At 64.8% G+C, this 13,261-nt stretch carries 14 protein-coding genes; 7 read left to right on the forward strand and 7 right to left on the reverse strand.

Annotation, left to right across the window (positions count from 1 at the left end; translation table 11 throughout):
* Positions 1–50: 50 nt before the first annotated feature.
* Complete coding sequence (locus NJG22_RS11430; RefSeq protein ID WP_253094616.1) at positions 51–833, forward strand: IclR family transcriptional regulator; 783 nt, start codon at positions 51–53, stop codon at positions 831–833.
* Between the two features lie 14 nt (positions 834–847).
* On the opposite strand, the gene NJG22_RS11435 is transcribed toward NJG22_RS11430, so the two are convergent.
* From NJG22_RS11435 to NJG22_RS11455, 5 genes are all read right to left on the reverse strand, one after another.
* The gene (locus tag NJG22_RS11435; RefSeq protein ID WP_253094618.1) at positions 848–4,006 is read right to left on the reverse strand and encodes a DUF6543 domain-containing protein; all 3,159 of its coding nucleotides are present in this window, start codon (positions 4,004–4,006) and stop codon (positions 848–850) included.
* Between the two features lie 385 nt (positions 4,007–4,391).
* Positions 4,392–5,306 carry an SDR family oxidoreductase gene (locus NJG22_RS11440; protein ID WP_253094619.1) on the reverse strand — a complete coding sequence of 305 codons (915 nt, stop codon included), beginning with the start codon at positions 5,304–5,306 and terminating at the stop codon, positions 4,392–4,394.
* Positions 5,307–5,423: 117 nt separating this feature from the next.
* Complete coding sequence (locus NJG22_RS11445; RefSeq protein ID WP_253094622.1) at positions 5,424–6,329, reverse strand: alpha/beta hydrolase; 906 nt, start codon at positions 6,327–6,329, stop codon at positions 5,424–5,426.
* Between the two features lie 171 nt (positions 6,330–6,500).
* Entirely contained in the window at positions 6,501–7,187 is a 687-nt protein-coding gene (locus NJG22_RS11450) for an LrgB family protein (RefSeq protein ID WP_253094624.1), read from the reverse strand.
* Positions 7,177–7,563 (reverse strand): CidA/LrgA family protein, encoded by a 387-nt coding sequence (locus NJG22_RS11455; RefSeq protein ID WP_253094626.1) that lies wholly within the window; start codon positions 7,561–7,563, stop codon positions 7,177–7,179. Before NJG22_RS11455 ends, NJG22_RS11450 begins: the two co-directional genes overlap by 11 nt.
* A 102-nt stretch (positions 7,564–7,665) precedes the next feature.
* On the opposite strand from NJG22_RS11455, the gene NJG22_RS11460 reads away from it, so the two are divergent.
* Positions 7,666–8,553, forward strand: a complete 888-nt coding sequence (locus tag NJG22_RS11460; protein WP_253094628.1) for a LysR family transcriptional regulator — start codon at positions 7,666–7,668, stop codon at positions 8,551–8,553.
* A gap of 290 nt (positions 8,554–8,843) precedes the next feature.
* Here NJG22_RS11460 and NJG22_RS11465 read toward each other — a convergent pair whose 3' ends face one another.
* Positions 8,844–9,299 carry a flavodoxin gene (locus NJG22_RS11465; RefSeq protein WP_253094630.1) on the reverse strand — a complete coding sequence of 152 codons (456 nt, stop codon included), beginning with the start codon at positions 9,297–9,299 and terminating at the stop codon, positions 8,844–8,846.
* Positions 9,300–9,493: 194 nt separating this feature from the next.
* Between NJG22_RS11465 and NJG22_RS11470 the strand changes: the two genes are divergently transcribed.
* The 5 genes from NJG22_RS11470 (at position 9,494) to NJG22_RS11490 (ending at position 12,246) form a co-directional block, all read left to right on the forward strand.
* Positions 9,494–10,117 (forward strand): hypothetical protein, encoded by a 624-nt coding sequence (locus NJG22_RS11470; RefSeq protein ID WP_217852842.1) that lies wholly within the window; start codon positions 9,494–9,496, stop codon positions 10,115–10,117.
* Positions 10,118–10,265: 148 nt separating this feature from the next.
* Positions 10,266–10,835: an antibiotic biosynthesis monooxygenase gene (locus NJG22_RS11475; RefSeq protein WP_253094631.1), complete on the forward strand. Its 570-nt coding sequence runs from the start codon at positions 10,266–10,268 to the stop codon at positions 10,833–10,835.
* Between the two features lie 76 nt (positions 10,836–10,911).
* The gene (gene folM / locus NJG22_RS11480; protein ID WP_253094633.1) at positions 10,912–11,604 is read left to right on the forward strand and encodes a dihydromonapterin reductase; all 693 of its coding nucleotides are present in this window, start codon (positions 10,912–10,914) and stop codon (positions 11,602–11,604) included.
* 11 nt (positions 11,605–11,615) lie between these two features.
* The gene (locus tag NJG22_RS11485; RefSeq protein WP_050706872.1) at positions 11,616–11,912 is read left to right on the forward strand and encodes a DUF1244 domain-containing protein; all 297 of its coding nucleotides are present in this window, start codon (positions 11,616–11,618) and stop codon (positions 11,910–11,912) included.
* Positions 11,905–12,246 carry a HopJ type III effector protein gene (locus tag NJG22_RS11490; protein ID WP_253094634.1) on the forward strand — a complete coding sequence of 114 codons (342 nt, stop codon included), beginning with the start codon at positions 11,905–11,907 and terminating at the stop codon, positions 12,244–12,246. Before NJG22_RS11485 ends, NJG22_RS11490 begins: the two co-directional genes overlap by 8 nt.
* A 58-nt stretch (positions 12,247–12,304) precedes the next feature.
* On the opposite strand, the gene NJG22_RS11495 is transcribed toward NJG22_RS11490, so the two are convergent.
* Positions 12,305–13,213 carry an alpha/beta fold hydrolase gene (locus tag NJG22_RS11495; RefSeq protein WP_253094635.1) on the reverse strand — a complete coding sequence of 303 codons (909 nt, stop codon included), beginning with the start codon at positions 13,211–13,213 and terminating at the stop codon, positions 12,305–12,307.
* Positions 13,214–13,261 lie beyond the last annotated feature (48 nt).

The raw sequence follows: 13,261 nt of genomic DNA on the forward strand, positions 1-13,261 counted from the left end.
GCGTCAAGCTATAAAGGCGCCACCTCGTAAAATCTGCATAGAAGCCCCCCATGGCCAAAGCCAGCAGCAACACCGACAACGGCAAACAGAAGGTCCGTTCGGCGGAAGTCGGCACCGACATTCTCAAGGCCCTGGCCGAGCTCTCGCCCTCCACCTCGCTGTCGCGCCTGGCCGAGCATGTCGACATGCCCGCGAGCAAGGTGCACCGCTACCTGCAAGCGCTGATCGCCAGCGGCTTCGCCGAGCAGGACCCGGCCACCAACCATTACGGCCTGGGGCGCGAGGCACTGCGTGTGGGCATGGCGGCGCTGGGCAGCATCGATGTGCTGAAGGTGGCGGCCCTGCCGCTGTCACAGCTGCGTGACGCGTTGAACGAGAGCTGCTTCATCGCGGTGTGGGGCAACCAGGGCGCCACGGTGGTAAGCATCGAACCGGCGGTGCGCGCGGTGACGGTGGTGACCCAGATCGGCTCGGTGCTGCCGCTGCTCAGCTCTTCCACCGGGCTGGTGTTCGCCGCGCACCTGCCGGAGCGCGAGACCGTGGAGCTGCGCGACCGCGAACTGACCGCGCTCAATCACAGTGCCGAAGACTATGCACCGTTGCTGGCGCAGATCCGCCAGCGTGGCCTGCATCATATCCATGGTCTGCTGATGCCCGGGGTGGACGCATTGTCCGCCCCGGTGTTCAACGCCATGGGCCAGGTTGTCGCGGTGATGACCGTGGTCGGGCCGACCTCGATCTTCCATGCCGACGAGCAGGGGCCGGCGGCGCAACGCCTGCTGGCGGCCGCGGGGGCCGTCAGCAGGCGGATGGGGTATGACGCGGTATCCTGATCGCTGCTTGCAGCTTATTTCAGAGGATCAACGACACCCGGCTCCTGCTGGCCAACGGACATTTGGGTAAACCACGTCAGCTCTTGCTCGAATGAGCCATACAGCTGCTTGGTCGGGAGCCGTCCGGCATCCAGGAGCACTGCATACTTCTCGTACCAGGTCTTGAGCGCCTGGTATTGCTGCTTGAGCCACAGACTCAACGCGGATGACGGCCCAGGGAACAGGTATGACCAGAGTTTGCTGCCCTGGTCGAACAGCCGGGTACCAAAGACCTTCAGGACATCGGTAAACCCTGGCAGGTCGATGATGCCTTTGAGCAAGGCGAACAGTGCCGCGGTCCGGTCGCCATCACGCAACGCCACGATGCTTTTGTAGAAGCCAATGCCAGCCTTGATGAAGCCCAGCACGATACGCGCGGGCGGGAACGCCAAGGCAATGACATCCGCCACAAGGCCGACCAGCCAGAATACTTCCTGGGTAATGCGCCGTGCCACGCTGTAGGCGTCCCGCGCCGCTTCGGCCAGCAGGCGCTTGATGCGCTGGCGTAGCGCGACCGACAGGTCGCGAATGTTGTACAACACCTGCAACGACTCAGCGATCCTGGCATTCCCTGTATCGCCCGAATCATCATCGAAGTCGTCGTTGTGCACATCCTCGTTCAACTCGCGAAGCAGCAATTCATCGTCGACCGCGACGTGTTCGTAGACCCAATCCTGCATCGCCTCGCCTCGCCATTGCGCGACGAAATCATCGACGCTGTAAAGGTAGCGACCCTCGGGGCCGTCACTGAGATAGATCAAAGTACCTTGCGCCTGCGGCGACTGCAGCAGGTACCCACCGGACACCGCGGCGCCATTGATCTTCAGCTCGGCCAGCTTGCAATCGTCGACGAAACTGCCCGGATGAAAGCGCATGCAAACCGGTGTCAGCCAACGCTCATGAGCCTCCCCGAGGTGTCCGCTTTGCAGCTCCACCAGGCAATCGCGTTGAATCTTCATGCCTATGATATGGCGATGCAGCGCCAAAGGCCTGGACTCGCCCCCCCCCTCCGGGTCCAGGTAGCTGCTACGGATTTCAGCACAGTAGCCCTCGCCCAGCCTGGCGGCCCGGATGTAGCCATCAAGGGCCTCTTTGTTCAGGTGCGATAGATCCTGGCCAACAGTGGAGGTGATCCGGGCAAAATCCTTGAAGTTGAAGTCCGCGGGGTAGCCACCTGCCACCACTTGGGTCAGGGACTGACGAACATCATTCTCCAGCTCGACCAGCACGGTATCCGCGTCGATCCAGCCGCCTGGGTTGCCTGGGTAACGGTTGATTCGCTCGCTCACTTGCTGTCGGGCATAGGCCGTGAAGGTCGGTACTTCGGCAACCGCCTGGTAGTCCGTCATGAGCACGCGTAGCTCGTGATCGATATCTACCACGCGCCGGTGCAGCGCCTGGTCAGGCTTGGCAAACGCCGGCAGCCTGAGCGCCTCCAGATCATCGAGGATCTTCAGCACCCTCAGGTCAGCCCAGTGCTGGATCATCTGGTCGCGTCCGTCGATGTCTTGCACATGCGCGTTGATAGTCTCGCGGGACCACTCCTGAGGCAGCCTGGCAATCAACTTCAGATACCGAGCCAACGCAGGGCGCTGGGCATGCTGGACATGCTCGACAAGGTAGTCACGCCCTTGTGGCGTGGCCGTCAGCGCACCCAGCGCGAAACTCATCTGCCCGACGGAGGTGAACGCCTGCAGGTCGCCCGCCGGCGAGCCGGGCGCATAAAGCACATGGATATCGTCGTCGTACAGATACAGGTGATCGGTCAACAGCATTTCACCGTTGATCGATAACACGGCTACATTGAACGTGTCCGCGCCGGAAGGCCGCATGACTTTCTCGAACAACCCTACCGCCCTGCGATCGATCCCCTGGAAGTCCGCGGCCTGCATGGCCAGTTGCAACCGGGCCTCCAGCGCCTTGCTCAGCAGATGGCGAATCCAGTCGCTGTCATAAAGGTGCTCGACCTGCGCGACGTAGCCTTGATGGAGTTGCAGTTCATCGGCGACAGTCCAGACCCCCGCCTGGCCCAAGACCTTGCGCAAGCCTTCATGCTGGATCGTCACCACCAGGCGCTCACCGTGGTAGGCACCGCCACAGATCCACTCGAGCAGCGTCACCACCTGTGCCGGCGCATCCTCGGTGAAGTCATGCCGGATGTGCAGTTGCACCTCCTGTGCTTGCAAGCCGGGGAAACCTCTATCGGTCAGCCAGAGACCGATGCGATGCGCGGCATAAGCATAGAAGTCGCTGTGCCCAGATTGTTGGGCCAGCTTGAGCTCCGCTTCGATCACCGCCTTGTTGAGCGTGTCCAGGCGCGCGGCCTCTGTTGGCGACAGCTTACGCAACCATTCAGGCGACAAGTCCCGGCGCAAGGTACCCATGGTTTCTACCATCTCCCCCTGCAGTTGCTCGAACAAGGGCTCCAGCGCTATGGCGGCCGCCGCCGTACCATCGTCGGCAGCAAGCGCCTTGAGGAGCAATTGCCGTTGCAGCAGGCGCATCTGCGCCAGCAGGTAGGCCTCGAGCGATTCGTCCAGTGGCGTCCATGTCAGCGTGACGGATGCCGCATGGGCCAAAGCCTCGCGCGCTTGTTCGCCGATCAGTTGCTGCCAGCAGCCCTCGGCACGCAGGTAGCCCAGCAGGGCATCTGCCATGACTTGACGCGTGTCGAACCAGACCGCGGCGCCCAAACCGCAGAGCACGAGCGGCTCCTCGTCATCGAACGGATTATGGCTAAGCGCGACAAAGCCGGGGATGCCTACCTGCTCCCCGGTTTCCGTCGTCAGCGAGACAGACATCGACACCGGGTCCGCCTCTGGCAGCAGCGCCTCGATGTCCTTCCTGGGAGCACCACGGCGCAAAGCGCGAGCACGAACCTGCAACGCCAGCAAGCCGCGCAGTTGCTCACCCAGCCCTGCCGACTGCTGCTCCCACCACTGGTCAGCATCCGCCTGCCAGTGTTCATCCAGCCACCGCTCAGGCTCGTCGACAGGCGCATCTTGTGGAGGAAGGCCGGGTGCCAGGGCCAGGTGCGCCTGCAGCATCATGCTCAAGGCAACCAAGGCGCTCAGGGTTTCCTGGTCAGCGTCCGGCGAAACCGAGGTAATGGTATCGGGGAAATGCAGGCTCATGACTTCTATCTCAATGCGATGTAGGAAATTGCACAGTGAAGAAATCAGAAAAAACAAAGCGGAGGGAAAGGCTGGTACAGGAGACTACATTCCCCTAAGAAATACTGCCTGAAAGCGCTTCAATACCCACCGGAAACACGGGGGATTATCGCAGATGATGTAACAGAGAATGTCAAAAGCAGGTATTTTTCCCACGAATCAATGTGCCTATTCTTACTCCATTGGTTCGGCACGAAGGGCTCTCCCCCCTGCCTTTCGGGCCACCAAGGTTCACCGACGTTGATTTTGAAGCTCCTTGATCTAACGTCTCGATTGGCCGCTGCGGATGCAGCGGCCTTTTTTATTTGTGCACGATGCGCAATATCGGCGCGAGACTCAACGCACCTCAGTCCAGCGGATACTTGTGCAAATTCGCCATCATCTGCTGCATGGCCTGCAAGCTGTCCTGCGGATGCCCCGCGCCCTCGAAGTCGCCGATCCGCGCCCAATTGTCCGCCACCTGTTCTGGCGTGAAGCCTGCGCGCGGGTCGAAGCCCACGCCCTGGCTGCGCTCCCAGCGCACCTTGCCGATCCAGCCCCCACCCACTTCGTACAGCTCGCCGCTGTCCTGGCACTGCTCGCTGCCCAGATACACCACCAACGGGCTGATCAGCTCGGGACGCAGCCGCTCGAACACCTGTGGCGGAATCAGCCCCTCGGTCATGCGCGTGCCGCCAGTGGGCGCGATGGCATTGACCAGCACCCCGTACTTGCGCCCCTCGATCGCCAGGGTGCGGGTCAGCCCATACAGGCCAAGCTTGGCCATGCCATAGTTGGCCTGGCCAAAATTGCCGTAGATGCCCGAAGTGGACGAGGTGAAGATCACCCGCCCCCAGTTTTGCTCGCGCAAGTGCGGCCAGGCAGCATGGGTGACCTTGTAGGCGCCCTCCACATGTACCCGATAGACCCGCTCCCAGTCGCTGTCGTCCATCTTGTGGAACGTCTTGTCGCGCAGGATGCCGGCATTGTTCACCAGCACATCGACCCGGCCGAAGCTGTCCAGGGCCTGCTCGACGATACGCGCACCGTCGGTGACCGAGTCGTGGTTGGCAACCGCCGTGCCGCCGGCGGCGCGGATTTCCTCCACCACCCGGTCGGCGGCCGAGGCGTTGGCGCCTTCACCATGGGTGGTACCGCCCAGGTCGTTGACCACCACCCGCGCCCCGTGGGCGGCGAACAGCAGCGCATGGGCCCGGCCCAGGCCACCGCCGGCCCCCGTGACGATCACCACTCGGTCTTGCAGGTTCACCGGCTCGCTCATGCTCAAGGCTCCAGGCAAAGAAACAATGCAGCACAGTCTCCGCCCGCCGCCCAGGCTGGGCAATCAAGCCTGCCCCTGGCGAATGCCGGGCGATAACGCCCAACGATGATCACCCGCTCAGGACCAGGCGACCTTCAGCGGCACATAACTCATGGGTTGCTCACGAAAGGCCAGGTAGTGCCGCAGCACCTGCACCGGCGCCTCGGTATGCGGGTAATGGCCGATACCCTGCAGCAGCACGGTATCCGGGGCCGGCACCACTTGGCGGTAGCGCTCGACCATGTGCGCCCCGGACAGCGGGTCGACCGCACCATTGATGAAGCGCAGCGGCACCCCGGCGCATTGCATCGCCGCCACCCAGCGCTCGCGCTGTGCCCGACGCTCGGGCAAGAAGGCAATCAGCTTGTGCAGGATGCGCGGGCCGCGGTTCGAGGCGATCAGGCTCCAGTAGTCGTCCAGGGCGCTTTCGCTGGGGTGGGTGCAGGGGCCATAGACCTGGGTGACGTTGCGCACCAGGTCGTCGCGGCCGAACGAGCGCCCCACCAGCCAGCCGACACGGCTGAGCAGCAGTTTCTGGATCAGCAGCACCCGGCAGCTTTCGGGGAACAGCCCGCTGTTGAGGAACACGCAACTGGCCACGGCCAGGCGTTGTTCATGGTGGCGGGCCAGCAATTCCTGGGCGACGCTGCCGCCATAATCATGGGCCAGCACGTGAACCGGCTGGTCGATGCACAGGTGCGCCAGCAACGCCTGCTGCAGGTCGGCCTGCTCCAGCAGGCTGTAGTCGTGGTCAGCCGGTTTCGCCGAGTCGCCGAAGCCAAGCATGTCGCAGGCGATCACGCGAAACCGCTGGGAGAGCGGTCCCCACAGGTAGTGCCAATCCCAACTGGCGGTGGGGAAACCGTGCAGTAATAGCAGGGGCTCTCCTTGCCCTGCCGTCCAGTAACGGATGCTCTGGCCGCGGAAGGTGAAACCTTGGCTGCGGGTGCGCCAGACGCACAATGGAATCTCGGCCAGTGGCATCACGGTCGTCCCGGTGAAGAGTGTTCGATACAGGGCAAGGTTGCGTTCATGGTTGGCACCTCGGCACATGCATGTGCTCTCATGTCGAGGCTGAGTCTAGAAGCCAATACCAAGGTGATAGGTCGCCTTGGCAGCCAGCCTGATGACCGAGCGAGTCAGTGGCACGAACGGTCAGAGCAGCATCACCAGCAGGGGCGCGGCGAACAAGTTGAGCAATCCGGTCAGAACCATCACCAGCCCGGCCACCGAACCCTCCTCGCGGCCGACCTCCCGCGCCCGGCTGACGCCCGCGCCGTGGGCGCCAACACCAAACAGCGCGCCCCGCGCCAGCGGCGTGCGCAGCGGCAACCAACGCAGCAGGATGCCGCCGAACATCGCCCCGAGCACGCCGGTGAACATCACGAACACCGCGGTCAGTTCCGGCACGCCGCCCAGGTCCTGGGCCACCGGCATGGCGAATGGCGTGGTGATCGAGCGCGGCACCAGCGACAGGCTGACCGCCTCGTCCAGCGCCAGCAGGTGAGCCAGGGCCCAGGAACTGCCGACCGACACCACGCTGCCGGCCAGCATGCCCACCAGCAGCGCTGGCCAATGCCGCGCCAGCAATGCCCGCTGCTGCCAGATCGGCACGGCGAAGGCGACCGTCACCGGGCCCAGTACGCCCATCAGCCAGTGGGTGTTGCGGGCGTATTCGGCGTAGGCAGTATGCAGCGGCAGCGCCACCGCCAACAGCAGCGCCGGTACCAGGATCAACGGCGACAGCAGGTAGCGCCCGCTGCGCCGGTACAGCCAGCGGCTGCCCAGGTAAGCGACCAGGGTCAGCGCCAGCCAGAACAGCGGCATCGGCTCAAGGCTCATGGCGCAACCTCCAGCGGCACACCAGTTCGACCGTGACGGCCGTGACCACCATCACCAGCAAGGTGCTCACGGCAATCACCAACAGGATGCGCCAGCCTTCGCTGCGCAGCAGGCTACCGTAGTCCAGCAGGCTCATCAGCGCGGGAATGAAAAACAGCAGCATCTCGGCCATCAGCCAACCGGCGCCAAGCTGCAGCGTGGCCGGCTTGAGCACGCCGCTGGCGAACAGCAGCAGCAACAGCGCCAGGCCCATCACTCCACCGGGGATCGGCCAGCCAAGCCAGGCGGCCAGTTGGCCGCCAATCAAGAATAGCGCCATCAATACCGCCAGCTCAGCGAGCAGGCGCAGGGTTTTCTTCAGTAATGCAGGATTCATGGGCGGGGGTTCCTCGACAACGCGGCCATTGTAAAAGTCGCCCACCTAGGCCAGAAGCGAATTGTTAGACTGGCAGCCATTCCATAACGGAATCGAACAAGCATGGAATTCAAACAACTGCGCAGCTTCATCGAAGTGGTCCACCGCGGCGGCTTCACCCAGGCGGCGGGCACCCTGCACATCAGCCAGTCGGCGGTGAGCAAGCAGGTGGCCCAGCTGGAACAGGCCATCGGCCAACCCTTGCTGGAGCGCCAAGGCTCGCAGCTGCACCTGACCGCGGCCGGGCGCATCGTGCTGGAGCGCGGCGAAGCCTTGCTGCGCCAGCGCCAGGAGCTGCAGAGCGAACTCGACGACCTCAGCCAGATGGCCCGCGGCGAGCTGCGCCTGGGCCTGCCGCTGCTGGGCAGCGACGCACTGTTTGCCGGGTTGTTCGCCGAGTATCGCCGCCGGCATCCGAACATTTCGATTCAACTGCTCGAAGGCGGCAGCCGGATGGTCGAGCAGGCGGTGAAAAGCGGCGAGCTCGAGCTCGGAGGCAGCCTGACCCCAAGCGACCCGGCCTTCGACTACCAGCCGTTTTGCAACGAGCCGCTGGAAGTTCTACTGCCGGCGGCGCATGCCTTTGCCGGGCAGGCCGAGGTGGCGCTGGCGCAACTGGCCGACACGCCGTTTCTGCTCTATCAGCGCAGTTTCGTGCTCAACGACCGGTTGCTCAGTGCCTGCCAGCAGGTGGGGTTCACGCCCAAGGAAGGCGGGCGCAGCGGCCAGGCGGACTTCCTCGCCGCGCTAGTGGCGGCCGGGCAAGGCGTGGTGCTGTTGCCGGCCATCGTCGCCCGCGCGCTGGAGCGCCCCGGGGTGGTGCGCCTGCCGCTGCGGGCGCCGGATTACCTGCGCTGGGACATCGCCTTCATCTGGCGGCGCGGGGCCTATCTGTCACGGGCGGCGCAGGCCTGGCTGGCGCTCTTGAGTGAAACACGCCCCTCCCGGTAGGCGCCGGCTTGCCGGCGAACCAGGCGAGGCGGGGGATGGCACCGGCTGCGCCGGTGTTCGCCGGCAACCCGGCTCCTACGGGACGCACGCCGGCCTCGCCCGTGTAGGAGCCGGCCTTGCCGGCGAACCAGGCGCTGCGGTGTTTGGAATCTAACGGTTTGAATTCAAGCGTGCCGGGGCTGCTTTGCAGCCCGTTCGCGACACAAGGCCGCTCCTACAGGCCACCGCGCGCCCCTGTAGGAGCCGGCTTGCCGGCGAACCAGGCAACGCGGTGGGTGATCAAACCAGCCTCAGCCTTTAAGCGCCGCCACGAACTCGCCCAACCAGGGCTCGGCATCGGTCTCCGGGGTCACGGTCTCGCTGGCGTCCAGGCGCAACATCGGCAGCACCTCCTTCACCCCCAGCTCGGCAAACAGTTCGCGCATCTGCTCGCCACCGCCGCAGTAGGTGTCGCCATAGCTCGAATCGCCCAGGCCGATCACCGCCCCCGGCAACCCGCGCCAAGCTGCCGGCAGCACGTCGCGAATGGCGCTGTACAACGGCATCAGGTTGTCGGGCAATTCGCCCATGCCGGTGGTCGAAGTCACCGCCAGCAAGGCGTCCGGGGCGAAACCCTCGAGGTCCTGCAGGGTGGCGCGGGCGGCATGCCAGGCCTCCAGGCCAGCGGCCTCGAGTTGCGATTGGGCATGGCGGGCGACTTCTTCGGCGGTGCCATACACCGAACCGGAAATAATGGCGACTTTCATCGAGCGGGATTCCGAAACTGAGTGAAAACGTAGGATACTAGCACTCGACAGTGGCAAAAGGCCGCCTACGGCCAAAGTCACAGGCATTCGTCCGGATGCATCGCCCGCCGACGAATGGCCGGAACGAAGCGTATTGGCCACTGTCCATCGCCGTGAAGAAATCGCCCTTATCGATCGCCCCTTCGAGTTCGACCATGCAAGCAGACGCCCTCCTCTCCCAGGACGAGCTGGACTTCATCCAGGACATGCAGCATTCGCCCCAGTTGAACCTGGCCGACCCGATGTCGAGCTTGCTGGTCAACGGCGATCGCCGCCTCAAGGACTTGCTCACCCGCCTGGTGGCCAACGAGCAGGTGACGCTGCAGGCCAGCTTCAACAACCAGCAGCTGAGCTTCCCGCTGCAACTGGTCGAGGACGAATTCCACGCCCTGCACCTGCAACTGGGCTCGCCGGACATCTACGAGGACGGCCCGATGCTGCGGCCCTGGCGCCTGTCGCTGGAGCAGCCGGCGGCGCTGCTGGACGACCACGGCCAGGCCAGCGACCTGTGGGTACGCGACATTTCCTTCAAGGGCGTACTGCTGGAGGTGCGCGGCGGCGCCAAGGCGCCTGCGCAATTCGACCTGCGTTTCGCCGCCGAGGACATCCCGCCCATCGGCCTGCACGGCACCCTGCGCCGGCGCATCGGCCCGCGCCTGGCCGCCTACGACCTGACCCAGACCCCGGCCGAAGAGGTCGAGCGCCTGCGCGAGTACATTCTCCAGGCCCACCGCAGGGCCCATCCCGAACTGCACGCCCAGGCCCCCAGCGTGCTCTGACGACCACCTGGCAGCTGAAACTGACCGGTCATGATCGATCGGCGATAATCCGCGCCCGATTCTTGCATGCATGCCTGCGCCGCCCACCACCCCGGGCCGCACGCCAAGGGGCCGGCTACCCGCCAGCCCCGTCGCCAGGAGATACACGATGTCTACCCCCGTCACCCTCATGGTGTCGCGCCGCGCCGCCCATGGCCGCTACCAGGACCTGCTGGCCTGGCTGCACGAAGGCGAGCAACTGGCCACCGACTTCCCCGGCTACCTCGGCTCGGGCATCCTCGCGCCACCGGCTGAGGGCGATGAATTCCAGATCATCTTCCGCTTCACCAACGAACACACCCTGCACGCCTGGGAACATTCCGCCTCCCGCCGCACCTGGCTGCAACGTGGCGACGGCTTGTTCGAGCGCCCCAAAGAGAGGCGCGTCAGCGGTATCGACGACTGGTTTGGCACCGAAACGGTGCAAAAACCGCCGCGCTGGAAGCAGGCCACGGCCATCTGGCTGGCGTTCTTCCCGGTGTCGCTGCTGTTCAACCTGCTGTTCGGCCAGTGGCTGGCGCCGCTCGGCCTGGTGCCACGGGTACTGCTCAGCACCCTGGCCCTGACCCCATTGATGGTGTACCTGTTCATCCCGCTGTCCACGCGCGTGCTGGCACCTTGGCTGAATGCCGCGCCAGGCCCCGCCGACGAACGCCCGCAGGGCCTGCGCAGCCGCTGAGGGCAGGGCTCGCAAGGCGGTTGAGTTCGGGTATGCTGGGGCATCACGCACGGACAGACGAACAGACCGCCCGAACATGAACAGCCCAATCCTCATCACCGGCGCCAGCCAGCGCGTCGGCCTGGCCCTGGCCCTGGAACTGGCCGAGGCCGGCCATGCGGTGGTCAGCGCCAGCCGGACCGTGCTGGCGCAGGCGGCCCACCCGAATATCCGCCAGTTCCAGGCCGACCTTACCTGCGCCGACGCGCGCCAGGCCCTGATCGAGCACCTGCAAAGTGAGTACGACGGCCTGCGCGCGATCATCCACAACGCCTCGCTGTGGCTCGACGACGGCCTGGACAACCTCGACACCATGTTCCGCCTGCACGTCGAGGCGCCCTACCACCTCAACCTGGCCCTGGGCGAGCTGTTGAACAAGGTCGACAAGGCCGACATCATCCACATCTGCGACGAAACCTCGTCGCGCGGCAGCAAGAGCCACATCGGCTATGCCGCGACCAAGGCGGCGTTGCAGAACATGGTGCTGTCGTTCGCCGAAAAGTACGCGCCCAAGGTGCGCGTCAACGGTATCCTGCCCGGCCTGCTGATCCTCAAGGAAGGCGGCGACGAGCAGTACCGCCAGCAAACGCTGAAAAAAGCCCTGCTCGAATTCGAGCCCGGCGCCCGCCCGTTGATCGACGCCGTGCAGTTCCTGTTGCACAGCCAGTACAGTACCGGCAGCCAGGTGGTCATCAACGGTGGCCGCCATCTGAAGAACCGCATGACCTGAAGAGACGACCCATGACCCCGCAACAACAGCTCGAACTCGAAGCCGCCGCGTTCCGGCGCCTGGTCGACCACCTGCAAAAGCGCACCGACGTGCAGAACATCGACCTGATGAACCTCTCCGGCTTCTGCCGCAACTGCCTGTCGAAATGGCTCAAGGCCGCCGCCGACGATCGCCAGATCGAGCTGAGCCTGGACGACGCCCGCGAGCAGGTGTACGGCATGCCCTACGCCGAGTGGAAAGCCCAGCACCAGAAAGAAGCCAGCGCCGAGCAACAGGCGGCGTTCGAACAAGGAAAACCCCGTGACTGACCTGAACAACCTGCGCAGCAGCCTCGCCAGCGGCGAACATGCCTTTGCCGATACCCTGGCATTCGTTGCCGCGAACTACAGCTACCAGCCCCAGGCTTTCGACAACGGCGAGGTGCACAACGCCGCCGGGCAGAACGAAGGCTCGTGCAAGACCCTGGGCCTGGCGCTGCTCGAGGGGCTGAGCGACCAGGAGGCGCTGCTGGCCTTCGGCGAGCACTACCGCAGCGTGGTGGCCACGCCCGAGGGCAGCGACCACGGCAACATCCGGGCGCTGATCAAGCACGGCCTGGCCGGGGTGAAGTTCACCGCGCAGCCGCTGACGCGCCTGGGCTGATAGCAGATGGGGCCGCTGTGCGGCCCCAAGATCCCACAGGCCTTTGCAGAACCGGACTTCAACTGATGAAGTGGCCTGGTGTTCCAGCCTCAAGGCGCCCCTTGTGCAACCACGCCAGCGCAATCGGCCACAGAGTTTCACGGAACCGGTCGTGAAAGAACGCGAAGTGCCCGATCTCTTCGACCGATATATCCACAGGCGCCACCCGCAGATGCCGCCGTTCGCCCGTTTGCAGGTACCCCAACAATCGTTCAGTGGCCGCCACCGTGCCGAACGGATCGTCAGTCAGGCTGATGGCCAGGGTCGCCGCCTGTACCTGGGTAAATGGCGTCGCCGGCAGTAAACGCCCACTGGGCCGCTGCTCGTAACGCGGTGTACGGGCAACCCAATCGCGCACCACGCCGGCCGGGGTGTCTTCCAGCCAGCCCAGGCGCTTGCCGGGAAAGTAGCCGAACATCCGGGTCAACAGTGGCATCACTACGTGCCATTTGCCGAACAGCTGCCAACGCTGCTCCGGCGCATAGTCGCGCCAGTAGGCGAACTGGGCGCCCACCAGCACCGCGTGGCGCACCTGCGCCGCTGAAGGCGCCAGGCCCAGCGCCCAGCCACCGAAGCTGTGCCCGACCACATGCACTGGCTGGCCAGGGTGTTCGGCGGCGGCCAGTTGCAGCATCGCCTCGAAATCCAGGCGGCCCCAGTCGCTCCACGATGCCTTGAACCCGCGCAACGAGGCCGGGCGCGATTCGCCAATGCCGCGGTAGTCGTAGGTGAGCACATCGAAGCCCTGGGCGAACAGGTAGTCGGCGAACCGAGAATAATAGCGGCAGCGCACCGAGGTGGCGGCATTGATGATTACCAGCGGGCGCTGGGCATCGGGCTGGGCGTGGCGCCAACGGAAACCGCCGAGGCTGTAGCCGTCGGCGGCCAGGTGGCGAAAGGCACAGGCGGGTTGGGTGAGGCTGCTCATGGCGCGCTCCCTGCGTGGTCCGCCAACGCTAGCAAAGATGCCCCCGTG

The organism is Pseudomonas sp. VA159-2, from assembly GCF_024126635.1.
Classification (GTDB): Bacteria; Pseudomonadota; Gammaproteobacteria; order Pseudomonadales; family Pseudomonadaceae; genus Aquipseudomonas; species Aquipseudomonas muyukensis.